Genomic DNA, 26483 nt, shown 5'->3' with positions numbered 1-26483 from the left:
ATGAAACGATGGATCGCACTAAACAAGATAGAATTTCTATTGACCAAACGACAATTAGTAACTTATCTATTATCAGTAGGGATGCCGACAGCCTTCTATCTATTCTTTTCTGGCATGTACCAGGACACACCAGGTGGACCCGCGAATTTTATGCGTGATTACCTTATCTCTATGACTGCCTTTTCCATGATGTCAACAGCTATCTTCTCATTCCCAGTTGTTTTACATACCGACAAGATGAACAACTGGCAGAAAACATTGCGCCATACCCCTGTAAATATGGTAGAATATTATCTATCAAAGATAACAAGTATGATGGTTGATTATTTGGTCTCAATCCTAGTTGTTTTCTCAGTTGGGCACTTGGTCAGAGGTGTGGATATGTCTCTTGGAAATTGGATTGGGGCGGCTCTCTTGCTGATTTTGGGAAGTATTGCATTTGTAGCACTTGGCTTGACCTTGACTCTCTTACCAACTAGTCAGCTGATGTCTGTCGTGGGCAATCTTCTCTATCTAGGCTTGGCTGTTTTGGGTGGACTCTGGATGCCCATCTCTTTATTTCCAGACTGGATGCAAGCAATCGGGAAGTGCCTACCAACTTATCAGTTGATGGAGTTGCTCAAGACCTTCTTAAACGAGGGTGGCATCAATTTATCAGCCACAGTTTATCTACTTGTTTTTTCAGCAGTTTTGTTTGGTTTGTCCATTTACCTTCAAGGTCATAAGGAGAATTCTTAATGCTTGAAAGACTGAAAAGCATACACTATATGTTTTGGGCCAGTTTAATTTTTATGATTTTCCCCATCCTACCTGTAGTGACTGGGTGGCTTTCTGTCTGGCATTTATTGATTGATATTCTATTTGTAGTGGCATATTTGGGTGTTTTAACAACTAAGAGCCAGCGCCTATCTTGGCTATATTGGGGTCTCATGCTGACTTATGTAGTTGGGAATACTGCCTTTGTTGCTGTTAATTATATCTGGTTCTTCTTTTTCCTTTCTAACCTCTTAAGTTATCATTTTGGCGTACGTAGTTTAAAGTCTTTACATGTCTGGACTTTTCTTCTTGCTCAAGTCCTTGTTGTGGGCCAACTGTTGATTTTTCAGAGAATCGAAGTTGAGTTTCTATTCTATCTACTTGTAATTCTTACTTTTGTCGATTTAATGACTTTTGGCTTGGTTCGGATTCGGATTGTGGAGGATTTGAAAGAAGCACAGGCTAAGCAAAATGCCCAGATAAATCTATTGCTTGCTGAAAATGAACGCAGTCGTATCGGTCAAGATTTACATGATAGTCTGGGGCATACCTTTGCTATGCTTAGTGTTAAAACTGATCTAGCCTTGCAGTTATTTCAAATACAGGCTTATTCAAAGGTGGAAAAGGAATTAAGAGAAATACAGCAAATTAGCAAAGAATCAATGCGTGAAGTGCGAACCATTGTGGAAAATCTTAAGTCTAGAACTTTGACATCCGAACTAGAGACTGTGAAAAAGATGTTAGAAATTGCTGGAATTGAGGTGGAAATAGCTAATCAACTAGATACAGCTAGCTTAACTCAGGAATTGGAGTCAACGGCTTCCATGATTTTGCTTGAATTGGTGACTAATATCATCAAACATGCCAAAGCTTCTAAAGTCTACTTAAAATTAGAACGGACAGAGAAAGAACTCATTCTAACAGTGGGAGATGATGGCTGTGGCTTTGCTTCTATAAAGGGGGATGACCTCCATACAGTTCGAGATCGTGTTTTTCCATTTTCGGGAGAAGTAAAGGTAATTAGTTGGAAACAACCGACAAAAGTTCAGGTTCGACTACCTTATAAGGAGAGAGACTAAGATGAAACTACTTGTTGCAGAAGATCAAAGTATGTTGCGAGATGCCATGTGCCAGTTGCTCACGCTTCAACCGGATGTAGAGTCTGTCTTTCAAGCCAAGAATGGGCAAGAAGCAATCCAACTATTAGAAAAGGAGTCTGTAGATATCGCCATCCTTGACGTAGAAATGCCTGTTAAGACGGGCCTCGAAGTCTTGGAGTGGATACGAGCAGAAAATCTAGAAACAAAGGTGGTTGTAGTGACGACCTTCAAGCGTCCTGGGTATTTTGAACGTGCGGTCAAGGCTGGAGTAGATGCTTATGTATTAAAAGAAAGAAATATTGCAGACCTCATGCAAACCTTGCACACTGTCCTCGAAGGGCGCAAGGAGTATTCGCCTGAATTGATGGAAGTGGTGATGACGCATCCCAATCCATTAACAGAGCAAGAAATCGCCGTTTTAAAGGGAATTGCTCAAGGCTTGTCTAACCAAGAAATTGCAGATCAACTTTATTTATCAAACGGAACCGTCCGAAACTATGTCACCAATATTCTTTCGAAACTAGATGCTAGTAATCGAACAGAGGCAGCTAATATCGCAAAAGAATCTGGTTGGTTGTGATACTATCATATCTCGAAAACCATTATGTGCTAAAATTGAAATTATTCAATCAAACAATTTTGTAACTGGAGGAGGGCTTAGTTTCCTCCTTTTGGTTTAGTCTAAGGTGGTACCACGGAGATAAAATTGCTAAATTCTCCAAAACATATTCTATTTTAGGTTTGTGAAAATCACTTTTTTATGGTAGAATGTAAAAGAATGTATATCATTCGGAATAACAATAAAATGAGGTAAAAACATGGAAATCATGTCGCTTGCGATTGCTGTTTTTGCCGTCATCATTGGTTTAGTCATTGGATATGTCAGCATCTCAGCTAAGATGAAATCATCTCAGGAAGCTGCAGAGTTGATGCTTTTAAATGCTGAACAAGAAGCAACTAATTTACGTGGACAAGCTGAGCGTGAAGCAGATTTACTTGTTAATGAAGCCAAGCGTGAAAGCAAGTCTCTTAAAAAAGAAGCACTATTGGAGGCCAAAGAAGAAGCCAGAAAATACCGTGAAGAAGTGGACGCTGAATTCAAATCAGAACGTCAGGAACTCAAACAAATCGAAAGTCGTTTGACAGAGAGAGCTACTAGCCTCGACCGTAAGGACGACAATTTGACGAGTAAAGAACAAACACTTGAACAAAAAGAACAAAGTATTTCTGATAGAGCGAAAAACCTTGATGCGCGTGAAGAGCAATTAGAGGAAGTCGAAAGACAAAAAGAAGCAGAGTTAGAGCGTATTGGTGCCCTGTCTCAGGCAGAAGCACGAGATATTATCTTGGCTCAGACAGAGGAAAACTTGACCAAGGAGATTGCCAGCCGTATTCGCGAAGCTGAGCAAGAGGTCAAGGAACGTTCTGACAAAATTGCCAAGGACATCTTGGTTCAAGCTATGCAACGTATCGCTGGTGAATATGTAGCGGAGTCAACAAACTCAACAGTTCATCTGCCAGATGATACTATGAAGGGACGCATTATTGGTCGTGAAGGTCGTAACATTCGTACCTTTGAAAGTTTGACAGGGGTTGATGTGATTATCGACGATACACCAGAAGTGGTAACCTTGTCAGGTTTTGACCCGATTCGTCGTGAGATTGCCCGTATGACTATGGAAATGTTGCTCAAAGATGGTCGTATCCACCCAGCTCGTATCGAGGAGTTGGTTGAGAAAAACCGTCAAGAGATTGACAATAAGATCCGTGAATACGGTGAGGCAGCTGCCTATGAGATTGGTGCGCCAAACCTTCACCCTGACTTGATGAAGATTATGGGACGTTTGCAGTTCCGTACTTCTTATGGACAAAATGTCTTGCGCCATTCGATTGAGGTTGCTAAATTGGCTGGTATCATGGCCAGCGAACTTGGTGAAAATGCGGCTCTTGCCCGTCGTGCTGGATTCCTTCACGATATCGGGAAAGCTATTGACCGCGAGGTTGAGGGTAGCCACGTTGAAATCGGTATGGAATTGGCTCGTAAGTATAAGGAACACCCAGTTGTGGTCAATACGATTGCTAGCCACCACGGCGATGTCGAAGCAGAAAGTGTCATTGCAGTGATCGTCGCTGCGGCAGATGCCTTGAGCGCAGCCCGTCCAGGTGCTCGTAGTGAGTCTCTTGAAAGCTACATCAAGCGTCTTCATGATTTGGAAGAAATTGCTAACGGCTTTGAGGGAGTGCAAACTAGCTTTGCCCTTCAAGCAGGACGTGAAATCCGCATCATGGTCAATCCAGGACAAATCAAGGACGACAAAGTCACAATCTTGGCTCACAAAGTTCGTGAGAAAATTGAAAACAATCTCGATTACCCAGGAAATATCAAGGTAACCGTGATTCGTGAGCTTCGTGCAGTAGATTATGCTAAATAAATAAGAAAGAGCAGTTGAAAAATTACTGCTTTTTTGTTACACTAGATAGAAAGACTGTAAAGGATAATCTGGCTTTTTGCCATTATTCTAGAGAAATGTTATTTCACAGACTGACTAAAAGGAGACACAATGGCAGACCGAGGCTTACTAATCGTTTTTTCTGGTCCTTCAGGGGTTGGAAAAGGAACGGTTAGAAGAGAGATTTTTGAGAGTTCTGAAAACCAATTTCAATACTCTGTATCGATGACGACACGCGCACAACGTCCTGGAGAAGTGGACGGTGTTGACTATTTCTTCCGTACTCGCGAAGAGTTTGAAGAGCTGATTCGTCAAGGTCAGATGTTGGAATACGCAGAATATGTCGGCAACTACTATGGAACTCCTCTGACCTATGTCAACGAAACCTTGGACAAGGGAATCGATGTTTTCCTTGAAATTGAAGTTCAAGGCGCTCTTCAGGTCAAGAAAAAGGTTCCAGATGCTGTCTTTATCTTCCTGACACCACCAGATTTGGATGAATTGCAAGATCGTTTAGTAGGTCGTGGAACAGACAGTGCAGAAGTGATTGCCCAACGAATCGAAAAAGCCAAGGAAGAAATTGCTCTCATGCGTGAGTATGATTATGCGATTGTCAACGATCAGGTGCCCCTAGCTGCTGAGCGTGTCAAACGTGTTATTGAAGCAGAGCACTTCCGTGTAGATCGTGTCATTGGTCACTATCAGGAGATGTTACCAAAATCTCCAACTACTCGATAAAATTTAGAAAATAGGTACAAGCAAATGATGTTAAAACCCTCTATTGATACCTTGCTCGACAAGGTTCCATCAAAATATTCACTCGTAATTTTGGAAGCAAAACGTGCCCACGAATTGGAAGCAGGTGCGCCAGCAACTCAAGGTTTCAAGTCTGAAAAATCAACTCTTCGCGCTTTAGAAGAAATCGAATCAGGAAACGTTACAATTCACCCAGATCCAGAAGGAAAACGTGAAGCAGTGCGTCGCCGTATCGAAGAAGAAAAACGCCGCAAAGAAGAAGAAGAAAAGAAAATCAAAGAGCAAATCGCTAAAGAAAAAGAAGATGGTGAAAAAATTTAAGGTTGGGGGGACTCAATCTTATTTTTTCTATTGCAAGAATGTACTGACAAGGAGGAGGTGAGAAGATGGCTATAGCCAAGATTATCGTAGATGTGCCTTTGATGCAGACGGACCAGCCCTATAGTTACAGGATTCCTGAGGAATTCGAGGGAATGCTAGAAGTTGGGATGCGGGTTCATGTACCTTTTGGTAAGGGCAATCGCCTGATTCAAGGGATTGTTCTTGGTTTGGAGTCCCAACCAGATGAAGAAGAGGCTAATCATGATTTAAAAGATATTGCGGAGGTGCTGGATTTTTCTCCTGTTCTCACGCAAGAACAACTCTGGCTTGCTGAGGAGTTACGCAAGTCCGTCTTCTCCTATAAAATCTCCATCCTCAAGGCTATGCTACCAGGATTTCTGAACTCCAGCTATGACAAGATTCTCTATCCTCTTGCAGGTCTGAGTCAGGAAGACCGAGAGCGCTTGTTTGGTTCAGAAGATTCGCTTGCCTTTTCTTCTCTAGATTTAGGTAAGCAAGCTGAAATGATGCGTTTGACTAGAAAAGGCCTGCTTGGTCTAGAATATCAGGCGATTGATCAAAAGAAGGTCAAGACCCAGTCTTGGTATGAGGTAGACCTTGTTCAGTTAGAAGGTGTAGAGATTTCTACACGCGCCAAGAAAAAGTTAGAACTGAGAGACTATCTGCTGTCTCATCCAGAGAGCGCTTCTTTGGCTAGTTTGTTAGAGTCCTACTCGCGGGAGCAAGTCAACTTCTTTGTGGAACAAGGTGCTGTGACCATAGTTCAAAAGGAAGTTCAACGCTCGGCTGCTTATTTTGAAGGGATTGAAGCAAGTCAGCCTTTAGAGTTGAATCCAGAGCAAAGACAGGCGCGTGATGCGGTTGTCAGTGCGATTGGCAGTCATCAGCCTCCTTTCCTCCTTCAAGGGATTACAGGAAGTGGGAAGACGGAGGTTTATTTGCAGATTATCCAAGGAGCCTTGGACAAGGGCAAGACAGCTATTTTGCTGGTGCCTGAGATTTCCTTGACTCCACAAATGACGGAGCGTTTTATTGCTCGATTTGGTGAGAAAGTGGCCATTCTTCATTCAGGCCTATCCAATGGTGAAAAGTACGACGAATGGCGCAAGGTGGAACGTGGCGATGCTCAAGTTGTTGTGGGTGCCAGATCTGCCATCTTTGCTCCGCTGAAAAATCTAGGTGTCATTATAATCGATGAGGAGCATGAAGCGACTTATAAGCAGGACAGCAATCCCCGTTACCATGCTAGAGAGGTAGCTATTTTACGGGCCCAGTATAATCAAGCAGCACTGGTACTTGGTTCAGCAACTCCTAGTCTGGAAAGCCGTGCTCGGGCTGGAAAAGGCGTTTATCAACATTTACGTCTGACCCAGCGCGCCAATCCTTTAGCTAGGATCCCTGAGGTTCAAGTGATTGACTTTCGAGACTATATCGGACAAAACGAGACATCAAACTTTACGCCACCTTTGTTAGAAGCTATTCAGGACCGTCTGGCTAAAAAAGAGCAGGTGGTTCTTATGCTCAATCGCCGTGGTTATTCTAGCTTTGTTATGTGTCGGGAGTGTGGGACGGTGGATACTTGTCCTAACTGTGACATTTCCTTGACCTTGCATATGGATACCAAGACCATGAACTGCCATTATTGTGGTTTTTCGAAGGATATTCCTCACGTTTGCCCCAACTGTAAGAGTCGCAGTATTCGTTACTATGGGACGGGGACACAGAAGGCTTATGACGAGCTGGCAGAACTCTTTCCGCAGGCACGTATTTTGCGGATGGATGTGGACACGACTCGTAAGAAAGGTAGTCACCAAGCTCTTCTTGACCAGTTTGGGCGAGGAGAAGCAGATATTTTACTAGGTACTCAGATGATTGCCAAGGGATTGGATTTTCCAAATGTGACCCTAGTCGGAGTGCTCAATGCGGATACGGCCTTAAATCTGCCTGATTTCCGTTCTTCTGAGAGAACCTTCCAGCTCTTGACTCAGGTGGCAGGTCGTGCAGGTCGAGCTGAAAAAGCTGGTCAGGTCTTAATCCAGTCTTACAATCCTGAGCACTATGCTATTCGATTTGCCAAGGATCAGGATTACGAAGGCTTTTATGCCTATGAAATGGGAATTAGACGACAACTTGGTTATCCACCTTACTATTTCACCATTGGAATTACCCTTTCTCACAAGAAGGAAGAAGAGGTGGTCAAACGTGCCTATGAAGTTATGAACATTTTGCGGTCAGGTTTATCAGAGGCCAGTCACATTCTGGGGCCGACGCCAAAACCCATTGCCCGTACCCACAACCTCTATCATTACCAGATTTTAATTAAATACCGTTTAGAAGATGAGCTAAGTCCGACTCTCAACCAGGTCTTGGCCTTGACGCAAGAACGGGAAAATAGTGAGCTCCGTCTCAGCATTGACCATGAGCCACAGCAATTTTTATAAGAAGGAGAAGATATGACAAAATTAATCTTTATGGGGACCCCCGACTTTTCAGCAACAGTTTTAAAAGGGCTTTTGACAGATGACCGTTACGAAATTCTAGCCGTTGTGACCCAGCCGGACCGCGCTGTTGGTCGTAAAAAAGTGATCCAAGAAACCCCAGTCAAGCAGGCTGCCAAAGAGGCAGGACTTCCTATCTACCAACCTGAAAAACTATCTGGAAGTCCAGAGATGGAAGCTATTATGAATTTAGGAGCGGATGGAATTGTGACTGCTGCTTTTGGGCAATTTCTTCCAAGTAAACTCCTTGATAGCATGGATTTTGCGGTCAATGTTCACGCCTCCCTTCTTCCTAAACACCGTGGTGGTGCTCCTATCCATTATGCCTTGATTCAAGGGGATGAGGAAGCTGGTGTGACCATTATGGAAATGGTTAAGGAAATGGATGCAGGGGATATGATTTCGCGTCGTAGTATTCCGATTACGGATGAGGACAATGTCGGCACCTTGTTTGAGAAATTGGCGCTAGTTGGTCGTGACTTGCTTTTGGACACCCTTCCTGCCTATATTGCTGGGGAAATCAAACCTGAACCGCAGGATCCAAGTCAGGTTACTTTCTCGCCAAATATCAAACCCGAGGAAGAAAAGTTGGATTGGAATAAAAGCAATCGTCAACTTTTCAACCAAATCCGTGGGATGAACCCCTGGCCTGTTGCCCATACTTTCCTTAAGGGTGACCGCTTTAAGATTTATGAAGCACTACCAGTAGAAGGTCAGGGAAATCCAGGTGAGATTCTCTCTACTGGTAAGAAAGAATTGATTGTCGCAACGGCTCAAGGGGCTCTATCCCTCAAACAAGTGCAGCCAGCTGGTAAACCTAAGATGGACATTGCTTCCTTCCTCAATGGAGTTGGACGTACATTGACTGTAGGAGAACGATTTGGTGACTAAAGTAGAAACAGCTAGAAGTCTAGCTCTAGCAGTGCTAGAGGATGTTTTTATCAATCAAGCATACTCAAATATCGCCTTAAATAAGCATCTCAAGGGAAGTCAACTTTCTGTAGCAGACAAGGGCTTGGTGACAGAGATTGTCTATGGAACGGTGGCCCGTAAACTGACTCTGGAATGGTACCTATCCCACTTTATCGAAGACAGAGACCAGTTAGACAGCTGGCTTTATGTCCTTCTTCTCATGAGTGCCTACCAACTACGCTATTTGGACAAGATTCCTAATCACGCTGTGGTCAATGAAGCAGTGGAATTGGCCAAAGTCCGTAAAAAAGGCAGTGAAAAATTGGTCAACGCCGTCCTTCGCCGTATCTTGCGTGAAGGCTGGCCAGATATTGCTAGCATCAAACGAAAAAACAAGCGTGATTCCATTGCCTATTCTCTCCCAGTTTGGCTAGTTGCCAAGCTCAAGGAAGAATACGGAGAGGAGCGAGCGCAAGCTATTTTTGAAAGCCTTTTAGTGCGAAACAAGGCCAGCATTCGTGTAACAGACCTAGGACGAAAAGAGGAAATCCAAACCTTGTTGGAGGCCAGTGATTCATCCTTGTCTCTCTCTGGTCTGGTTAAGGAGCAAGGGCATTTTGCAGGCCATGATTTGTTTGTGGAGGGAGCTATAACCATCCAAGACGAGTCCAGTCAATTGGTTGCGCCAACTTTGAATTTGCAGGGAGATGAGCGAGTGCTTGATGCTTGTGCGGCTCCGGGTGGGAAAACAGCCCATATAGCTTCTTATCTCACGACAGGTCAGGTTACGGCTCTGGACTTGTACGACCATAAGTTGGACTTAATCCAAGAAAATGCCCAACGTCTGGGTGTGGCAGACCGGGTTCAAACGCAAAAATTGGATGCCAGAAAGGTGCATGAGCTTTTTGGTCAGGATTCATTTGATAAGATTTTGGTAGATGCTCCCTGTTCAGGAATTGGTCTTCTGCGACGCAAACCAGACATTAAATACAATAAAGAAACGGCAGATTTCGCTTCCTTGCAGGAAATTCAGCTAGAAATATTAGGTAGTGTTTGTCAAACACTACGCAAAGGTGGTATAATAACTTATAGTACCTGTACTATTGTCTCAGAGGAGAACTTTCAAGTCGTACAGGCATTTTTAGAAAGTCATCCTGAATTTGAGCAGGTAACACTAGAACATGAATGTAAGGATATCATGAAAGATGGCTGTATCCTCATCACACCGGAATTGTATGGAAGTGATGGATTCTTCATCAGTCAATTTCGCAAGATATCGGATTAGGAAGGAACTAACACATGGAAATTTCATTATTAACAGATGTTGGTCAGAAACGAACAAATAACCAAGACTATGTCAACCACTATGTCAATAGAGCTGGACGTACCATGATTATCCTAGCTGATGGTATGGGAGGTCATCGCGCAGGGAATATTGCTAGTGAAATGGCGGTAACAGACCTAGGTGTAGCTTGGGTCGATACTCAAATCGATACGGTTAATGAAGTACGTGAATGGTTTGCTAACAACCTTGAGATTGAAAATCAAAAGATTAACCAATTGGGACAAGATGAAGCTTATAAAGGAATGGGAACAACCCTCGAGGCTGTTGCTATTATTGGCAATCAGGCTATCTATGCCCACATTGGGGATTCTCGTATCGGTTTGATTCGTGGAGAAGAATACCACCAGTTAACGAGCGACCATTCTTTGGTCAATGAATTGCTTAAGGCTGGTCAATTGACACCTGAAGAAGCTGCTAGCCATCCACAGAAAAATATTATTACCCAGTCAATCGGTCAAAAAGACGAAATTCAGCCTGATTTTGGAATGATCACCCTTGAGCCGGGAGACTATCTCTTACTCAATAGTGATGGCTTGACAAATATGATTTCAGGCAGTGAGATTTCTGATATTGTAACCAGCGATATTTCTTTGGCAGATAAGGCAGCAACCTTGATTCGTTTTGCCAACAATGCAGGTGGTTTGGACAATATCACAGTTGCCCTTATTGCTGTTAATGAGGAGGCAACAGAATGATCCAAATCGGCAAGATTTTTGCCGGGCGGTATCGGATTATCAAACAAATTGGTCGAGGAGGCATGGCAGATGTCTATTTGGCCAAGGATTTGATTTTGGACGGTGAAGAAGTGGCAGTGAAGGTCCTGAGGACCAACTACCAGACAGATCCTATTGCAGTGGCTCGTTTTCAGCGGGAAGCGAGAGCCATGGCGGATCTGGACCATCCTCATATCGTTCGGATAACAGATATTGGTGAGGAAGACGGTCAACAGTATCTTGCAATGGAGTATGTTGCTGGACTAGACCTTAAACGCTATATCAAGGAACACTATCCTCTTTCTAATGAAGAAGCAGTCCGTATTATGGGACAAATCCTCCTAGCCATGCGTTTGGCTCATACCAGAGGAATTGTCCATAGGGACTTGAAACCTCAAAATATCCTTTTGACACCAGATGGGACTGCCAAAGTCACAGATTTTGGGATTGCGGTAGCCTTTGCTGAGACGAGTCTGACTCAGACTAACTCAATGCTGGGCTCGGTTCATTACTTGTCACCAGAGCAGGCGCGTGGTTCTAAAGCGACTGTACAGAGTGATATCTATGCCATGGGGATCATCTTTTATGAGATGTTGACAGGACATATCCCTTACGATGGGGATAGTGCAGTGACCATCGCCCTCCAGCATTTCCAGAAACCATTGCCATCGGTTATAGCTGAGAATCCATCTGTGCCTCAGGCTTTAGAGAATGTTGTCATCAAGGCAACTGCCAAGAAATTGACAGATCGTTATCAGTCAGTTGCAGAGATGTATGTGGACTTGTCTAGTAGTTTGTCTTATAATCGTCGCAATGAGCCTAAATTGGTGTTTAATGATACCACTAAGGCTGACACCAAGACTCTTCCTAAAGTTCCACAAAGTACCTTGACTTCGATTCCTAAGGTGCAAACACAAAGTCCAAAGCCACAGACTGCGAAGCCGAGTCAGCAGGCTTCAGAGGACAATTACGCAACCAAACCTGTTAAGAAACGGAAATTTAGAGTTCGCTATATGATTTTGTTGGCCAGCATTGTATTGGTGGCAGCTTCTCTTATTTGGATACTATCCAGAGCTCCTGCAACCATTGCCATTCCAGATGTGGCAGGTAAGACAGTGGCGGAAGCCAAGGAAACCCTCAAGAAAGCCAATTTTGAGATTGGCGAGGAGAAATCAGAGGCTAGTGAAAAGGTGGAAGAAGGGCGGATTATCCGTACAGATCCTGACGCTGGAACTGGTCGAAAAGAAGGAACGAAAATCAATTTGGTTGTCTCATCAGGCAAGCAATCCTTCCAATTGAGTAACTATATCGGCCGTAAATCGACCGATGTTATCGCAGAACTCAAGCAGAAGAAGGTACCTGAAAATCTCATCAAGATAGAGGAAGAAGAATCAAGCGAGAGTGAAGAAGGAACAGTTCTTAGACAGAGCCCGTCTGCTGGAACAACTTATGATTTGAGTAAGGCCTCAACAATTACTTTAACTATTGCTAAGAAAGTAACAAGTGTTGTCATGCCAAGTTATACAGGTTCCAGTCTTGAATTTACGAAAAATAACCTCATCCAAATTGTTGGTATAAAAGAAGCCAACATTGAAGTTGTAGAAGTTACCACAGCTCCTTCCGGAACTGCTGAGGGTACCGTCGTTGAACAGAGTCCAAGAGCAGGTGAAAAGGTAGATTTGAATAAGACACGCATCAAGATTTCAATTTACAAACCAAAAACACCGCCGTCAACATCATCATCAGCACCAGCCCAACGTGGAAACCAAGGTTCTACTACAACACCAAGTCAGGGGAACCAGCAAGGAAATCAACGAGGAGATACTCATTCTACTAATCAATCAAGTAGTGAGGGAAGCCACGAAAATTCACGTAATTAAACGAATCTTTGTCATGATTTCATGGCAAAGATTTTTTTTGACTCCAGATTTGTGATAGAATAGAGGGAGTTGATAAAAGGAGGGACGCATGGAAGAATCAAGAGAATTAAATGCCGTCATCGATGTGATTATGTTAGCTGGAACCATTCTTCTCAAAAGTGGTTCAGAGATTCATCGTGTAGAAGATACCATGATTCGTATTGCGCATTCGCAGGGGATTGTGGATTGCAATGTTCTTGCCATGCCAGCCGCTATCTTTTTCTCCATTGAAAATACCAATATTTCGCGAATGAAACGCGTGACTTCCTCTTCTTATAATATTGAAAAAGTCTGTGATGTGAACCAGATTTCTCGTCAGTTGGTAGGGGGGCAGATTGATTTAGAGACAGCCTTCAAGCAATTGAAGGCCTTGCAAGCTCAACCTCTTCCCTATACTAAGTTGCAGGTAACTTTGGCTGCGACCTTTAGTGCTCCTTTCTTTTCAATTATGTTTAGTGGAAATATCTACGACGCACTTGGGGCAGGAGTAGCTACCTTATTTGGTTTTGCCTTTTCCCTCTATGTAGAGAAGTTTATCCGAATTCCCTTTGTGACAGCATTTGCTGGAGCCTTTGTCTTTGGGATGATAGCCCAGTTTTGGGCTCGCTACACAGGTTTTCCTTCAACGGCAGATTTGATTATAGCTGGTGCGGTCATGCCGTTTGTACCAGGTATTGCCTTGACCAATGCGGTTCGTGATATTATGACCAACCACATAAACTCTGGTATGAGTAAGATGTTTGAATCCCTGCTCATTACCCTTGCTTTAGGGGCGGGAACTTCTGTCGCCTTGGTATTGATGAACTAATATGACACTAACAACCTTTTTATTACAAGCAGTAGCAAGTCTTCTTGCTATAATCACTTTTTTAATCGTACTCAATGTTCAACGTTCTATGCTCTTACCAGGAGGAATTTTGGGCATGGCTGTCTGGCTAATTTATCTTTTGCTCAAGGAACCGACCAATGTTATTGTGGCTACTTTTATTGCAGCCATTATCGGTTCTTGTGTCAGCCAGATTTTAAGTATTCTTTATAAGACACCTGCTGTAGTCTTTATCTTGGCAATCTTGGCACCTCTGGTTCCGGGTTATCTCTCCTATCGGACAACTGCCTTTTTTGTGACGGGAGATTACAGTCATGCCATTGCTAGTGCAACCTTGGTTGTTATGTTGGCTTTGGTGATTTCCATTGGAATGGCTAGCGGAACAGTGATTCTTAGACTGTATTCTTACTTACGAAAACAGCATAATCGTTAGACTAACAAGAGACTTGATTTGGTGAATCAAGTCTTTTTTCTCTCTTTTACTGCTATTTGTGATAAAATAGTATAGAACGATTTTTTACAATGAATGATAAAACAGAGGTAAATATGACAATCGGTATTGATAAGATTGGTTTTGCGACCGGTCAATATGTCTTGAAATTACAAGACTTAGCAGAAGCGAGGGGAATTGACCCTGAAAAATTAAGTAAAGGACTCTTACTCAAGGAATTGAGTATTGCGCCCCTAACTGAGGATATCGTGACCTTGGCGGCCAGTGCAAGTGATTCTATTTTAACGGAGCAAGAAAGAGCAGAAATTGATATGGTCATTGTAGCTACTGAGTCAGGAATTGACCAAAGTAAAGCTGCAGCCGTCTTTGTGCATGGTTTGCTGGGCATCCAGCCCTTTGCTCGTAGTTTCGAGATTAAAGAAGCCTGCTATGGAGCGACAGCTGCCCTTCATTATGCCAAATTGCATGTGGAAAATTCTCCAGAGTCCAAGGTTTTGGTCATTGCCAGTGACATTGCCAAGTACGGTATTGAAACTCCAGGAGAACCAACTCAGGGTGCCGGAAGTGTGGCCATGTTGATTACACAGAATCCACGCATTATGGCCTTTAATAATGACAATGTGGCTCAGACTCGTGACATCATGGATTTCTGGCGTCCAAATTACTCGACAACGCCTTATGTAAATGGTGTTTATTCTACCCAGCAATACTTGGATAGTTTGAAAACGACTTGGCTTGAATATCAAAAACGCTACCAGCTTACTTTGGATGATTTTGCGGCTGTTTGCTTCCACTTGCCTTATCCTAAATTAGCACTAAAGGGCTTGAAAAAGATCATGGATAAGAGCATGCCTCAAGAGAAAAAAGACCTCTTGCAAAACCATTTTGACCAGTCTATTCTCTACAGTCAAAAGGTGGGGAATATCTATACAGGTTCGCTTTTCCTTGGACTTTTGTCTCTCTTGGAAAATACAGATAGCTTGAAGGCTGGGGATAAAATTGCCCTTTATAGTTACGGAAGTGGGGCTGTAGCTGAGTTCTTCAGTGGTGAATTGATTGAAGGATATGAAGCTTATCTGGATAAAGACCGTTTGAACAAGCTCAACCAACGAACTGCCCTGTCTGTTGCAGACTATGAAAAAGTCTTCTTTGAGGAAGTAGACTTAGATGAAACAAATTCTGCCCAGTTTGCTGGCTATGAAAATCAAGAGTTTGCCTTGGTTGAAATTGTGGACCACCAACGCCGTTATAGCAAGGTTGAAAAATAATGAAGATAAGTTGGAATGGATTTTCTAAAAAATCATACCATGAGCGCCTTGAGCTGTTAAAAGCTAAGGCGCTCCTTAGTCCTGAGAAGCAAGCTAGTCTAGAGCAGGGTGAACAGATTAGTGTGACTGTCGCAGACCAGCTGAGTGAGAATGTAGTGGGAACTTTTTCTCTGCCTTATTCGCTAGTCCCAGAGGTTCTCGTTAACGGTCAGGAATACACAGTTCCCTATGTGACAGAAGAACCCTCAGTGGTTGCTGCGGCCAGCTATGCCAGTAAAATCATCAAGCGAGCAGGTGGCTTTACTGCTCAGGTTCATGAGCGCCGGATGATTGGTCAGGTAGCCCTTTATCAAGTTGCTGAACCTGAACAAGCTCAAGAGAAGATTACAAACAAAAAGACTGAGCTCTTGGAACTTGCCAATCAGGCCTATCCTTCTATCGTCAAACGTGGGGGTGGGGCGCGTGATTTGCATGTAGAGCAGATAAAAGGCGAAACTGACTTTCTCGTTGTTTATCTCCATGTCGATACCCAGGAAGCTATGGGAGCCAATATGCTCAACACCATGCTGGAAGCCTTGAAACCAGTCTTAGAAGAACTCAGTCAGGGACAGAGTCTTATGGGAATCCTGTCTAATTACGCGACTGATTCTCTGGTGACTGCAAGCTGTCGCATCGCCTTTCGTTACTTGAGCCGCCAGAAGGACCAAGGACGAGAAATTGCGGAGAAAATAGCTTTAGCTAACCAGTTTGCGCAGGCTGATCCTTATCGTGCAGCTACTCACAATAAAGGGATTTTTAATGGTATTGATGCCATTTTAATTGCTACTGGTAATGACTGGCGTGCCATCGAATCCGGGGCCCATGCCTTTGCCAGTCGAGATGGACATTACCAAAGTCTTAGTCAATGGACGCTGGACCTTGAAAGAGAAGAATTGGTCGGTGAGATGACCCTGCCCATGCCTGTGGCGACCAAGGGCGGCTCTATCGGTCTCAACCCTCGTGTAGCCCTCAGTCATGAACTACTGGGAAATCCTTCTGCCAAAGAATTAGCCCAGCTTATCGTGTCTATCGGGCTTGCCCAAAACTTTGCGGCCCTCAAAGCCTTGGTCAGCACAGGAATTCAGCAAGGTCACATGAAATTGCAGGCCAAATCCTTGGCACTTCTCGCAGGTGCTAGTGAATCCGAGGTAGCTCCCCTAGTCGAGCGCCTCATCGCAGATAAAACCTTTAACTTAGAGACTGCCCAGCGTTATCTAGAAAACTTGAGATCATAAAAAACTCAGACGAATTGGTCTGAGTTTTCTTGTACTTAAATACTTTTTCCTGGTAATAGTGTAACCGGTAAGAAGTAGCCTGTTGTTGCGACTTCCTTACCTTCAATCTTTTGCAAGAGGAGGTCAACGGTAAGGCAGGCAATCTCTTCCAAGGGTTGCTTAATAGTAGCCAGTTGAGGGTAGTAATTCTCGATAAAGTATGTACCATCATAGCCAATGACCTTGAGTTCTTCTGGGACAGAAATGCCCAGTTCTTGAGCAATTTTAATGACCAGAATAGCTGTTAAGTCATCCGAAGCAAAGATGGCATCTGGTTTTTGACGGGTCAAGATATTCTTGATTTCCATTTCTTTTCTGACTGGAGAAAAGTCACTGGAAACATTGATAATAGGAGCTTTGGGGAGTACAGATGCAAAACCAGCGTGGCGTAGTCCAGTTGGTGAGTTAGAATTGTCGTTCCCTGTAATCATGATGATAGATTGAGCGCCTGTCTTAGCCAAGGTCTGGGCAGCAAGAACCCCACCAGCATAGTTGTCAGAGGAGACGACAGGAATATCTGGTGACAGATTGCGGTCGAAGGAAATAATTGGTGCTGTCACGCGATTGTAGTCTTCTATTCCCAAGTTGTGACTACCAGAAATGATGCCGTCTACCTGATTGGCTTCCAACATTTCGATGTATTCACGTTCCTTTTCAGAATCGTGCTCACTGTTGCAGATGATGGTCTTATAACCATTTTTGAAGAGTTGGTGTTCCAGCTTATCAATCAATTCTGCGTAGAAAACGTTGGAAATATTTGGGAAAATCAAGCCGATTAATTTAGCCGATTTTCCTTGCAGACTACGAGCTAGGTTGTTGGGTTTATAGCCCAATTCCCGCATGGCTTCATTGACTTTTTGAATGGTTTTCTCAGAGAGATATCCTTTTTTATTGATAACCCGAGAAACGGTAGTAGGGCTGACGCCTGCAAGTTTGGCGACATCAGTGAGTTTTGCGACCATAATCTAATTCATAGTAAGTTCCAGTTGGGTTTCCAGATTTAATTAGGATACCATTTTGGTCCGCATGTGGGAAGACACGACCAGAAAATACTTTTTCTCCTTTATTGATGAAAATTTCAAAGACAGAGTTATCGATGAAGATTGTAGCAGTAGTAGCCTGATTCTCGATAGGGCAAGAACGAGTTGTTCCAAATTCTTGGGCATACTGTTCACCAGCCTGGCTACGATCCACTGTTACTTGACCATTTACAAGGTCAAAGTTGATGGAAAGTCCCTTGCCTTCTTTATCAGTAAGTAAGACAATCTCGCTCTGGCTATTGGCTTCCAAGTTGAGTTCAAGTTCGTAAGTGTTCTTGGTTTTGGAACGGTTTGAGAAAGGTTCTTCAGAAGCACGAAGGTCCTTGATAGCTGCGACAGGGTATTGGTAGAGTTTGCCATCTTTGATAGTCAGTTCTTTGACCAAAGAGAAGGTTCCTTGGTGATCAAAACGGTCAGATGGATATGAAACATCAGGCAAGCCAAGCCAGCTAACAGCTAGAGCGCGTCCATCAGGAGCGTTGAAGGCTTGAGTTGCATAGGCTTCGAAACCATAGTCCATGTTTTGGAGTTGAGACACATCTACCATTTTAGCATTTTCAGGGTCAAAGGAAGCCCCAATCTTATACATATTTGGAAAGATATTATCGTAGTCTAGAACTTTCTTATCCAATCCTTGTGGGCAGTAGAGAAGGACAGGTTGTTCCCCTACAAAGACCAGATTTGGACATTCCATCATGTAGGCAGTACGGTCGTTAGCAAAGTCAAGGTTGCCAACGGCTTGCCAGTTTGTATAGTCGTTGTCTACAGCCTTGTAGAGACGGACGAAGCCTTTTTTCTCCAAGTCCTGTCCGCCGATGATAGCATAATATTGACCTTTAAAATTAAAAATTTGCGGATCGCGGAAGTGGTCAGTTGAGTCAGCAGGCTGGTCAATCAAGTTCTTGTCAATCTTCGTAATCTTACCATCCTTGTCCATCAAGGCCCCAATCTGGTAAGGGTGACGGATCCAGTTTTCATCACGGACATTTCCCGTATAGAATAGGAATAACTGATCACCAAATTGCATAGCAGAACCAGAGTAGGCACCGTGGCTATCTAATGGAGTATCAGGCAAAACTTTGACTCCAGTTTCTGTGAAGTGAACCAAGTCCTCGCTTTCCAATTGCACCCAAGATTTCAAACCGTGGGCTGCACCAAAAGGAAAGTTTTGATAAAAAACAATCCACTTCCCATCAAAGTAAGAAAAGCCATTTGGGTCGTTGAGAAGTCCTGTTTTTGGCTCAACATGGTAATGAGTATGCCATGGAGATTGTGCCATATTTTTCTTTATATGTTGAATTTCTGCTTGCGTCCAATCTTGATAAAGTCTGTAACGACGCTCAGTAGTCCATTCCATTCTTTCATTCCTCCAAAAATCTTATCACTTTTAATAGTAACCGTTTTCGGAAAAAAAAGCAAGCCTTTTATGTTAAAAAAGAGAAAAAACTGTCAAACGTTTATCACAAAATAAATGCAGGAAATCAATCAAATTTTCAGGAAAATATGAAAGATAATGAAACAAAACCCTTTTAAATAAGATTTTAAACTTATTTTTTAAGGAATGCCTGCTAAAACAGTCAAAATCAATCAATCTAAAGCAAGCTTACTAAGTGGATAGAATATTTTTTTCTGCAAAACGCTTGACATATTTCTAAAACATGATAAAATAATAGTCGTAAGGGCGGATAAAATCGCTTTCAAACAAGAACAAAATTTTATATAAGGAGATTTTTGCTATGGATTATAGTAAAGTTGCTGCCGAGGTCATTGAGGCTGTCGGTAAGGATAATCTTGTAGCTGCAGCCCACTGTGCAACTCGTCTTCGTTTGGTATTGAAAGACGAATCAAAAGTGAATCAAGCAGCTCTAGATAATAATGCGGATGTCAAGGGAACTTTTAGCACTAACGGACAATATCAAATTATCATTGGTCCTGGTGATGTTAACTTCGTGTATGCGGAAATCATCAAGAAAACTGGTTTGAAAGAAGTTTCGACAGATGATTTGAAAGAGATTGCTAATAAAGACAAAAAGTTCAATCCATTGATGGACTTGATTAAACTTTTGTCAGATATCTTTGTTCCTATTATCCCTGCCTTAGTTGCAGGTGGTCTCTTGATGGCTTTACGCAACTTCTTGACATCACCAGACTTGTTTGGACCTCAATCAATTGAAGATATGTATCCTGCTATCAAAGGCTTCTCAGCTATGATTCAATTGATGTCTGCTGCTCCATTTATGTTCCTCCCTGTTTTGGTTGGTATTTCAGCAGCCAAGCGCTTTGGAGCAAACCAATTCCTTGGTGCTGCAATTGGTATGATTATGACCACTCCAGATTTGGGTGGGAAAGAAGCCTTCTGGGACATCTTAGGTTTCCATGTTACACAAACAAACTATGCTTATCAAGTTATTCCAGTCCTTGTTGCAGTCTGGTTGTTAGCAAATTTGGAAAAATTCTTCCACAAGAAATTGCCATCTGCAGTTGACTTCACTTTCACACCGCTTTTATCAGTGATGCTTACAGGATTCCTTACCTTTACAGTTATCGGTCCTGTTATGTTGGTTGTGTCTGATGCGATTACAAATGCGATTGTATGGTTGTACAACACAACAGGTGCCTTTGGTATGGGGCTATTTGGTGGAACTTACTCACTAATCGTTATGACAGGTCTTCACCAATCATTCCCAGCAATCGAAACACAATTGTTGTCTGCTTACAATAATAACGGTACTGGATTTGGAGACTACATCTTTGTTGTTGCTTCAATGGCAAACGTAGCACAAGGTGCGGCTACTCTTGCAATCTACTTCTTGACAAAAAATGCTAAAACAAAAGGATTGTCAAGTTCGGCTGCTGTTTCTGCCTTCCTTGGTATTACAGAACCTGCTCTCTTTGGGGTAAACTTGAAATACAAATTCCCATTCTTCTGCGCCCTTGCTGGTTCAGCAATTGGTGCCTTCGTAGCAGGTTTAACTCACGTTATTGCAGTTTCATTGGGAGCGGCTGGATTTATTGGATTCCTTTCTATTAAGGCTGCTTCAATCCCTATGTATATAGTTGCGGAAATTATGTCCTTTGTTGCCGCCTTTGCTTTCACTTATTTCTACGGGAAAACAAAAGCAGCTAGTGTCTTTGCTGATGAAGCAGCCACAGCAACTGCAGAAACAGTTACTGAACCTACAGTAGAAGCACCAGTAGTGGAAGAGACTGATACTCTTCAAAATGAAACACTTGTAACTCCTATCGTCGGTGATGTTGTCGCTCTTGCTGATGTCAATGATCCAGTCTTCTCAAGTGGAGCTATGGGCCAAGGTATCGCTGTGAAACCAAGTCAAGGTGTGGTATATGCACCAGCTGATGCGGAAGTTTCAATCGCCTTTCCAACAGGACACGCTTTTGGTTTGAAAACAACTGATGGTGCTGAAGTCTTGATCCACGTTGGTATTGACACTGTATCTATGAATGGTGAAGGTTTTGAAGCAAAAGTTGCTCAAGGTGATAAGGTTAAAGCTGGCGATGTTCTTGGAACCTTTGACTCAAACAAAATTGCTGCAGCTGGTCTTGATGATACAACAATGGTTATCGTTACAAATACAGCTGACTACGCTTCAGTAGCTCCAGTCGCAACAGGTTCAGTTGCGAAGGGGGATGCTGTGATCGAAGTGAAAATCTAATCAATCCTCTCTAATGTGAAAACGAACAAATGACATGTTTGTTCGTTTTTGCTTGAATGGTAAGATTTACAGAGGAAAATCTAAAAAATAGAGAAATTTAGACTTTCGAAATATGCTATAATAAAGAAAATAAAAACAAGAGGTTTATCATGACAAAATTATATGGAAGCTTGGAAGCGGGCGGTACAAAGTTTGTCTGTGCTGTCGGTGATGAAAACTTTAACGTTGTAGAAAAAACACAATTTCCAACAACAACTCCAATCGAAACAATCGATAAAACCATTGAGTTCTTCTCAAAATTCGACAACCTTGCTGGTCTTGCAGTTGGTTCATTTGGGCCGATTGATATTGATAAAAACTCAAAAAATTATGGCTTTATCACAACGACTCCAAAACCAAACTGGGCAAATGTGGACTTGCTTGGTGCCCTTCGTCGAGCCCTCAACGTGCCAATGTACTTCACAACAGACGTAAACAGCTCTGCTTATGGTGAAGTGGTTGCCCGTAACAATGCTGGTGGTCGTATCGAAAACTTGGTTTACTACACAATCGGTACAGGTATCGGTGCTGGTGTTATCCAACGTGGAGAGTTTATCGGTGGTGTGGGTCACCCTGAGATGGGTCATTATTATGTTGCTAGACACCCAATGGATATTGAAAAAGAATTCAACGGTGTTTGTCCATTCCACAAGGGATGTTTGGAAGGCTTTGCAGCTGGACCAAGTCTGGAAGCTCGTACAGGTATTCGTGGTGAAAATATTGAACTCAACAGCTCTGTCTGGGATGTTCAAGCCTACTATATCGCTCAGGCTGCGGTTAATGCTACAGTGACTTTCCGCCCAGACGTAATCGTTTTTGGTGGTGGAGTTATGGCTCAACAACACATGCTGGATCGTGTCCGTGAGAAATTCACAGCTCTTCTAAATGGTTACCTACCAGTACCAGATGTACGTGACTACATCGTGACGCCAGCAGTCGCAGGAAATGGTTCTGCTACACTTGGAAACTTTGTTCTTGCAAAAGAAGTTTCAAAATAAAGCACAAAATCCGCTTGGGAAACCAAACGGATTTTTGTTTGAAGACAATGTTTTTTGAGCCTTTCCTTAAGTGATTACGGACGGTAGCGACTTTCTTCGAAATTCCATACCTAAACTTTGAGCCTAATGTCTCAAAGTTTCCGAACACCTGAAACTATTAGATTTCAGGTGTTTCTATCACGGCGGAAAGGCTAGGTAAGTCCTTGCCTCACTATCGAAAAATAGGCATGATTTCCATACCGAAATATATTTAGTATCAAGCTATAGTCAATCTACGCTCTAAAAATCCGCTTGGGAAACCAAACGGATTTTTTATGTGTCAAAGCATTTGCCAGAAGAAGTCGATAATATAGGTCAGACCGTAGGTATAAACCACGAGGGTAAAGGGCTTGGTCAGAATGATGATAGTCATATAGCGCTTGAAGCTCATCTTGGTCAGGGCAGCCAGCATACAGAGAAAGTCAGCTGGACTAATGGGCCAAATCATCATAAAGATAAAGAAACGGTCAAAACGATTACCCTTATCCAACCAGCCGATATACTTGTCATAGGTACGCTTGCTGACGACAGACTGGACAAAGGCAGCCCCATAGAGGCGCACCAGATAAAAGATAATGGCACAGCCAATCACGATGCCGATATAGTTGTAGATAGTCCCGATGATGTGTCCGTAGATAAAGACCCCAGCCACCGAGGTCAAGGCCCCAGGAATGATAGGAACGACAGTCTGTAAAATCTGTAAAAAGATAAAGAGAGGTGGCCCCCAGATCCCTGCCTGCTGGATAAAGGCAGAGAGGGTTTCCTTAGACTGTAAAATTCCAGCCTGATAAGCCCAAATACAGAAAATCAAACTCCCAACCCCACCGATAATCGATGAGATGTTGATAACTTGCTGTAAAAGGGGAGAAACAGCTTTCATTTGTTTATCCTGTGACATGTAAACTCCTCATAGATAGTATAACTCTACTATACCATATTTTGGAGGAGAAAGGGGGAATGAGTGTTTTTGCTATAGGAAGAGTGATGGATTTTGAGGCTAAACATGCTATAATAAAGGGAGCAGACATGTAGCAAAGGAGAGAGTATGATACAGGTAAAACCAGAATTGGAGATAGAAAAACAACTGATCAGCCAACTGGTAACTGGGGAAAGTCAATGGACATACAGAGAAGATCTCAAAACAGAAGAGCAATTATGGGAAAATTTTTTTGAAAAGCTAGCCCAGAACAATGTGGCTCTATTGGCAGATCATCCCCTGACAGAACAGGAAAAACGCCAGATAAAGAATCAACTGAACTTTATTAGCTACTATGATGCGGCCAAGTGGTTGGTCGGCGAAAATGGCATTGCCAAGGTTGAGGTTCAGAGAGAAGATGCTAGTTTGGGGACTATCCGTTTATCTGTCATTTGGCGAGATAATATCGCAGCTGGTAAGTCTAGTTATGAGGTTGTCAACCAAGTCGAGAGAGATAAGATAAATCCTCAGGATCAAGACCGTAGGCTAGATGTGACCCTCTTGATCAATGGCCTTCCCATGATTCAGATTGAGCTTAAAAGTCCCCGAGTTGCTTTTTTAGATGCCTTTCATCAAATTAAAAAATATGACCGTGAAGGCAAGTTCCGTGGCATCTACTCTAGCTTACAGATGTTTGTTGTGACCAATAAAGTAGACACACGCTATATCGCTGCGGCTAGGGAAAATAAACTCAACAAGCAATTTCTAACCAAGTGGGTGGATAAGGACAACCAACCCATAACAAGCTTGACGAGTTTTGCTCACGAGGTTCTTTCTATCCCTCGTGCCCACCAGATGGTTATGCAGTATTCTGTCCTTGATGATAGTAAGAAGGCTCTCATCCTCTTGCGCCCCTATCAGATCCATGCAATCGAAGCAGTGCAAGAAGCCTCTCGCCAGCAAGCATCAGGCTATGTTTGGCATACGACAGGTTCAGGTAAGACCCTGACTTCTTATAAGGTAGCTCGGAATCTCCTCCAGATTCCTTCCATCCAAAAGACGATTTTTGTCGTTGACCGCAGAGACTTGGACCAACAGACTACCTCGTCCTTTCTCTCCTATGCGACCAATGATGTCATTGATATTGATGAGACGGATAATACCCATGATTTGGTCAAGCGACTAGGAAGTAATGATAAGCGTGTGGTGGTAACGACCATCCAGAAAATCATCACCATGATGCGTAAGTTTGATCAAGGTCTTTACCAAAGAGATGCGGACAAAATCAAGGGTATCCGAGTGGCCTTTGTCGTGGATGAATGCCACCGTGCCGTAACACCTCAAACACAAAAAGACATTAAGGCCTTTTTCCCACAGTCTCTCTGGTATGGTTTTACAGGCACACCTATTTTTAAGGAAAATAAACGCCAGCAAGTGGGCGATCTAGCCCAAACCACCCAGCAACAGTACGGAGACCGTCTCCATGAGTATACAGTCAAGGAAGCTATCCATGATGGAGCAGTTTTAGGCTTTAAGGTGGATTATCGCAATACCCTCATCACGGATAAATCCGAAAATGACATACCAGATACCGTGTATGAGAATGAGGAGCATATGCTGGAAGTCTTGGATGCCATTATCAATAAATCCCGTCAACAGTTAGGCTTCCAAAAGGGAGTAGGTAAGACCTACAATGCCATCCTGACCGTCAAATCCATCCCTCAAGCCCAAGCCTACTATGACCTGCTCAAACGGGTCAAGGCTGGGGAGACGAGGGTTAAGGTATCGGAAAGAGTCAAGCAGGTTCTTCCAGACTTTCCAAAGGCGACCATCACCTACTCGGTCACTGAAAATGAAGAAGAGTCAAGAGCTAATCAAGACCACATGAAGCAGGTTTTAGAAGACTATAACCAAGAGTTTGATACCCACTTTACCATGTCGGATCTTCGTGGCTTTAATACGGATGTCAATAACCGCCTAGCTCGAAAGCAGGACAAATACCTCTATCGCAATGAGCAGTTGGACTTAGTCATCGTTGTCAATCGTCTCTTAACGGGATTTGATGCCCCTTGTCTGTCAACTATTTTTATCGACCGCAAACCCATGCAACCGCAGGACTTGATTCAGGCTTTTAGCCGAACCAACCGTATTTTTGATAGCAGTAAGACCTATGGTCATATCATCACCTTCCAAAAGCCCCTAGCCTTTAAGGGAGCAGTAGATAGTGCCCTCAAACTCTACTCAAATGGTGGTGAAAACGAGGTTCTAGCTCCAAGCTGGGAAGAGGAAAAGAGGAACTTTTTACGGAGTTGCAGTGATTTCAAAAATCTTGCTACTGATGACTATGTGAATGGTCTAGATTTTGAGCAAGTCTCTACGCCTGAGTTGAGGAAACTAGCTAAAACCTATCAAGCTCTTGATAAGTACCTAGCCTCTATCCGAGTGTATAAAGAGTATGATGAGGAAGAAGTTTACAGTCAGACGGGACTTGATGGAGAGAAGTTGGAAAGGTATCTGGGTCTTTATCGAAATGTCCTTGCAGAATTAAAAAGTCGAGTAGAGGATGATGACGATGGAGAGCCACTTGATATCCACTATGAACTGGAGTCTATCCAAGTGGACGAAATCAACTATGCCTATATCCTAACCTTGATCCAAAGCCTGATTGAACAAGGTCAAAGTCAAGAAAAGCACCTAAGCTCTCAAGATAAGGAAGCCGTGGATAACTATATTCAGAGTCTTGAGAAGACCAATCCAAATCTTGCTCAGATCATCACTGAACTGTGGAGAGAAGTTCAAGAACATCCAGAAAGCTATCGTGGTCAGTCTATCGCAAATATCTTGGATCAGATGATTGAGGCGGTCATCCAGCAACACATTCAAGTCTTTAGTAAGCGTTGGTATGTCGGAGAGGATGAACTCCGTTACTATGTCGAACACTACCGTAAGGGAGCTAAAAAACAACTAGGAGAAAGCCAGCTGACTAAGAGCCAGCGCTATCAGGACTATAAACTAGAGGTGGCGGATGCCCTTAATCCTCTCCTCTATAAAAAACAAATCAAGGAAGCCTATACCCAACTGGTGGAGGAAGTCATTGAGCCATTGAGGGTTGGGAGGTAAGAGATAAA

General features: G+C 43.0%; 21 protein-coding genes. 18 read left to right on the top strand and 3 right to left on the bottom strand.

From position 1 onward, the window contains the following. The 15 genes from QM409_RS03800 (at position 1) to QM409_RS03730 (ending at position 16610) form a co-directional block, all read left to right on the top strand. Positions 1-738 (top strand): ABC transporter permease, encoded by a 738-nt coding sequence (locus QM409_RS03800; RefSeq protein WP_414305345.1) that lies wholly within the window; start codon positions 1-3, stop codon positions 736-738. Next, a complete protein-coding gene (locus QM409_RS03795; protein ID WP_261065681.1) occupies positions 738-1835 on the top strand; it encodes a sensor histidine kinase in 1098 nt (365 codons plus the stop codon). The genes QM409_RS03800 and QM409_RS03795 overlap by 1 nt, the downstream gene beginning before the upstream one ends. A 1-nt stretch (position 1836) precedes the next feature. Continuing rightward, positions 1837-2436, top strand: a complete 600-nt coding sequence (locus tag QM409_RS03790) for a response regulator transcription factor (protein ID WP_414305346.1) — start codon at positions 1837-1839, stop codon at positions 2434-2436. 238 nt (positions 2437-2674) lie between these two features. Further along, positions 2675-4288 carry a ribonuclease Y gene (locus QM409_RS03785; protein ID WP_414305347.1) on the top strand — a complete coding sequence of 538 codons (1614 nt, stop codon included), beginning with the start codon at positions 2675-2677 and terminating at the stop codon, positions 4286-4288. A 129-nt stretch (positions 4289-4417) separates the two neighbouring features. Beyond that, positions 4418-5044: a guanylate kinase gene (gene gmk / locus QM409_RS03780; RefSeq protein ID WP_000775041.1), complete on the top strand. Its 627-nt coding sequence runs from the start codon at positions 4418-4420 to the stop codon at positions 5042-5044. 24 nt (positions 5045-5068) lie between these two features. Then, positions 5069-5383, top strand: coding sequence for a DNA-directed RNA polymerase subunit omega (gene rpoZ, locus QM409_RS03775; RefSeq protein WP_000979235.1), 315 nt, complete (start codon positions 5069-5071; stop codon positions 5381-5383). A gap of 65 nt (positions 5384-5448) precedes the next feature. Continuing rightward, positions 5449-7845: a primosomal protein N' gene (locus QM409_RS03770; RefSeq protein WP_414305348.1), complete on the top strand. Its 2397-nt coding sequence runs from the start codon at positions 5449-5451 to the stop codon at positions 7843-7845. A gap of 12 nt (positions 7846-7857) precedes the next feature. Further along, entirely contained in the window at positions 7858-8793 is a 936-nt protein-coding gene (gene fmt, locus QM409_RS03765; protein ID WP_414305349.1) for a methionyl-tRNA formyltransferase, read from the top strand. Beyond that, a complete protein-coding gene (rsmB, locus tag QM409_RS03760) occupies positions 8786-10099 on the top strand; it encodes a 16S rRNA (cytosine(967)-C(5))-methyltransferase RsmB (RefSeq protein ID WP_414305350.1) in 1314 nt (437 codons plus the stop codon). The genes fmt and rsmB overlap by 8 nt, the downstream gene beginning before the upstream one ends. 14 nt (positions 10100-10113) lie before the next feature. Then, positions 10114-10854: a Stp1/IreP family PP2C-type Ser/Thr phosphatase gene (locus QM409_RS03755; protein WP_261065603.1), complete on the top strand. Its 741-nt coding sequence runs from the start codon at positions 10114-10116 to the stop codon at positions 10852-10854. Further along, positions 10851-12752 (top strand): Stk1 family PASTA domain-containing Ser/Thr kinase, encoded by a 1902-nt coding sequence (gene pknB / locus QM409_RS03750; RefSeq protein WP_414305351.1) that lies wholly within the window; start codon positions 10851-10853, stop codon positions 12750-12752. The genes QM409_RS03755 and pknB overlap by 4 nt, the downstream gene beginning before the upstream one ends. Positions 12753-12840: 88 nt before the next feature. Beyond that, on the top strand, positions 12841-13599 hold the full coding sequence (locus tag QM409_RS03745; protein ID WP_020903004.1) for a threonine/serine exporter family protein: 759 nt from the start codon (positions 12841-12843) through the stop codon (positions 13597-13599). A 1-nt stretch (position 13600) separates the two neighbouring features. Then, positions 13601-14050: a threonine/serine exporter family protein gene (locus QM409_RS03740; protein WP_004239205.1), complete on the top strand. Its 450-nt coding sequence runs from the start codon at positions 13601-13603 to the stop codon at positions 14048-14050. Between the two features lie 113 nt (positions 14051-14163). Beyond that, entirely contained in the window at positions 14164-15336 is a 1173-nt protein-coding gene (locus QM409_RS03735) for a hydroxymethylglutaryl-CoA synthase (RefSeq protein ID WP_414305352.1), read from the top strand. Next, positions 15336-16610 (top strand): hydroxymethylglutaryl-CoA reductase, degradative, encoded by a 1275-nt coding sequence (locus QM409_RS03730; protein WP_049502042.1) that lies wholly within the window; start codon positions 15336-15338, stop codon positions 16608-16610. Before QM409_RS03735 ends, QM409_RS03730 begins: the two co-directional genes overlap by 1 nt. A gap of 35 nt (positions 16611-16645) precedes the next feature. Here the strand turns inward: QM409_RS03730 and QM409_RS03725 are convergent, their stop codons facing one another. Further along, positions 16646-17611 carry a LacI family DNA-binding transcriptional regulator gene (locus QM409_RS03725; protein WP_414305353.1) on the bottom strand — a complete coding sequence of 322 codons (966 nt, stop codon included), beginning with the start codon at positions 17609-17611 and terminating at the stop codon, positions 16646-16648. Further along, positions 17592-19046: a sucrose-6-phosphate hydrolase gene (locus tag QM409_RS03720; RefSeq protein WP_414305354.1), complete on the bottom strand. Its 1455-nt coding sequence runs from the start codon at positions 19044-19046 to the stop codon at positions 17592-17594. Before QM409_RS03720 ends, QM409_RS03725 begins: the two co-directional genes overlap by 20 nt. 379 nt (positions 19047-19425) lie before the next feature. On the opposite strand from QM409_RS03720, the gene QM409_RS03715 reads away from it, so the two are divergent. Together QM409_RS03715 and scrK are read left to right on the top strand one after the other, a co-directional pair. Beyond that, complete coding sequence (locus QM409_RS03715) at positions 19426-21363, top strand: sucrose-specific PTS transporter subunit IIBC (RefSeq protein ID WP_414305355.1); 1938 nt, start codon at positions 19426-19428, stop codon at positions 21361-21363. Positions 21364-21512: 149 nt separating this feature from the next. Then, positions 21513-22400: a fructokinase ScrK gene (gene scrK, locus QM409_RS03710; protein WP_414305356.1), complete on the top strand. Its 888-nt coding sequence runs from the start codon at positions 21513-21515 to the stop codon at positions 22398-22400. A 319-nt stretch (positions 22401-22719) separates the two neighbouring features. Here the strand turns inward: scrK and QM409_RS03705 are convergent, their stop codons facing one another. Beyond that, a complete protein-coding gene (locus QM409_RS03705; protein ID WP_175880592.1) occupies positions 22720-23337 on the bottom strand; it encodes a TVP38/TMEM64 family protein in 618 nt (205 codons plus the stop codon). 147 nt (positions 23338-23484) lie between these two features. Here QM409_RS03705 and QM409_RS03700 point away from each other — a divergent pair, with 147 nt between their 5' ends. Further along, positions 23485-26475: a type I restriction endonuclease subunit R gene (locus QM409_RS03700; protein ID WP_414305357.1), complete on the top strand. Its 2991-nt coding sequence runs from the start codon at positions 23485-23487 to the stop codon at positions 26473-26475. Positions 26476-26483 lie beyond the last annotated feature (8 nt).

The organism is Streptococcus mitis, from assembly GCF_047465045.1.
Lineage (GTDB): Bacteria > Bacillota > Bacilli > Lactobacillales > Streptococcaceae > Streptococcus > Streptococcus mitis_DT.
The sequence above is the reverse complement of the archived record's forward strand: the minus strand, read 5'-3'. Positions and strand labels throughout refer to the sequence as shown.

What these genes read in the sequence shown, in the direction of transcription:
- QM409_RS03800 (WP_414305345.1), top strand. Translation starts at nt 1, where the DNA reads ATGAAACGATGGATCGCACTAAACAAGATAGAATTTCTATTGACCAAA.
- QM409_RS03795 (WP_261065681.1), top strand. Translation starts at nt 738, where the DNA reads ATGCTTGAAAGACTGAAAAGCATACACTATATGTTTTGGGCCAGTTTA.
- QM409_RS03790 (WP_414305346.1), top strand. Translation starts at nt 1,837, where the DNA reads ATGAAACTACTTGTTGCAGAAGATCAAAGTATGTTGCGAGATGCCATG.
- QM409_RS03785 (WP_414305347.1), top strand. Translation starts at nt 2,675, where the DNA reads ATGGAAATCATGTCGCTTGCGATTGCTGTTTTTGCCGTCATCATTGGT.
- gmk (WP_000775041.1), top strand. Translation starts at nt 4,418, where the DNA reads ATGGCAGACCGAGGCTTACTAATCGTTTTTTCTGGTCCTTCAGGGGTT.
- rpoZ (WP_000979235.1), top strand. Translation starts at nt 5,069, where the DNA reads ATGATGTTAAAACCCTCTATTGATACCTTGCTCGACAAGGTTCCATCA.
- QM409_RS03770 (WP_414305348.1), top strand. Translation starts at nt 5,449, where the DNA reads ATGGCTATAGCCAAGATTATCGTAGATGTGCCTTTGATGCAGACGGAC.
- fmt (WP_414305349.1), top strand. Translation starts at nt 7,858, where the DNA reads ATGACAAAATTAATCTTTATGGGGACCCCCGACTTTTCAGCAACAGTT.
- QM409_RS03755 (WP_261065603.1), top strand. Translation starts at nt 10,114, where the DNA reads ATGGAAATTTCATTATTAACAGATGTTGGTCAGAAACGAACAAATAAC.
- pknB (WP_414305351.1), top strand. Translation starts at nt 10,851, where the DNA reads ATGATCCAAATCGGCAAGATTTTTGCCGGGCGGTATCGGATTATCAAA.
- QM409_RS03745 (WP_020903004.1), top strand. Translation starts at nt 12,841, where the DNA reads ATGGAAGAATCAAGAGAATTAAATGCCGTCATCGATGTGATTATGTTA.
- QM409_RS03740 (WP_004239205.1), top strand. Translation starts at nt 13,601, where the DNA reads ATGACACTAACAACCTTTTTATTACAAGCAGTAGCAAGTCTTCTTGCT.
- QM409_RS03735 (WP_414305352.1), top strand. Translation starts at nt 14,164, where the DNA reads ATGACAATCGGTATTGATAAGATTGGTTTTGCGACCGGTCAATATGTC.
- QM409_RS03730 (WP_049502042.1), top strand. Translation starts at nt 15,336, where the DNA reads ATGAAGATAAGTTGGAATGGATTTTCTAAAAAATCATACCATGAGCGC.
- QM409_RS03725 (WP_414305353.1), bottom strand. Translation starts at nt 17,611, where the DNA reads ATGGTCGCAAAACTCACTGATGTCGCCAAACTTGCAGGCGTCAGCCCT.
- QM409_RS03720 (WP_414305354.1), bottom strand. Translation starts at nt 19,046, where the DNA reads ATGGAATGGACTACTGAGCGTCGTTACAGACTTTATCAAGATTGGACG.
- QM409_RS03715 (WP_414305355.1), top strand. Translation starts at nt 19,426, where the DNA reads ATGGATTATAGTAAAGTTGCTGCCGAGGTCATTGAGGCTGTCGGTAAG.
- scrK (WP_414305356.1), top strand. Translation starts at nt 21,513, where the DNA reads ATGACAAAATTATATGGAAGCTTGGAAGCGGGCGGTACAAAGTTTGTC.
- QM409_RS03705 (WP_175880592.1), bottom strand. Translation starts at nt 23,337, where the DNA reads ATGTCACAGGATAAACAAATGAAAGCTGTTTCTCCCCTTTTACAGCAA.
- QM409_RS03700 (WP_414305357.1), top strand. Translation starts at nt 23,485, where the DNA reads ATGATACAGGTAAAACCAGAATTGGAGATAGAAAAACAACTGATCAGC.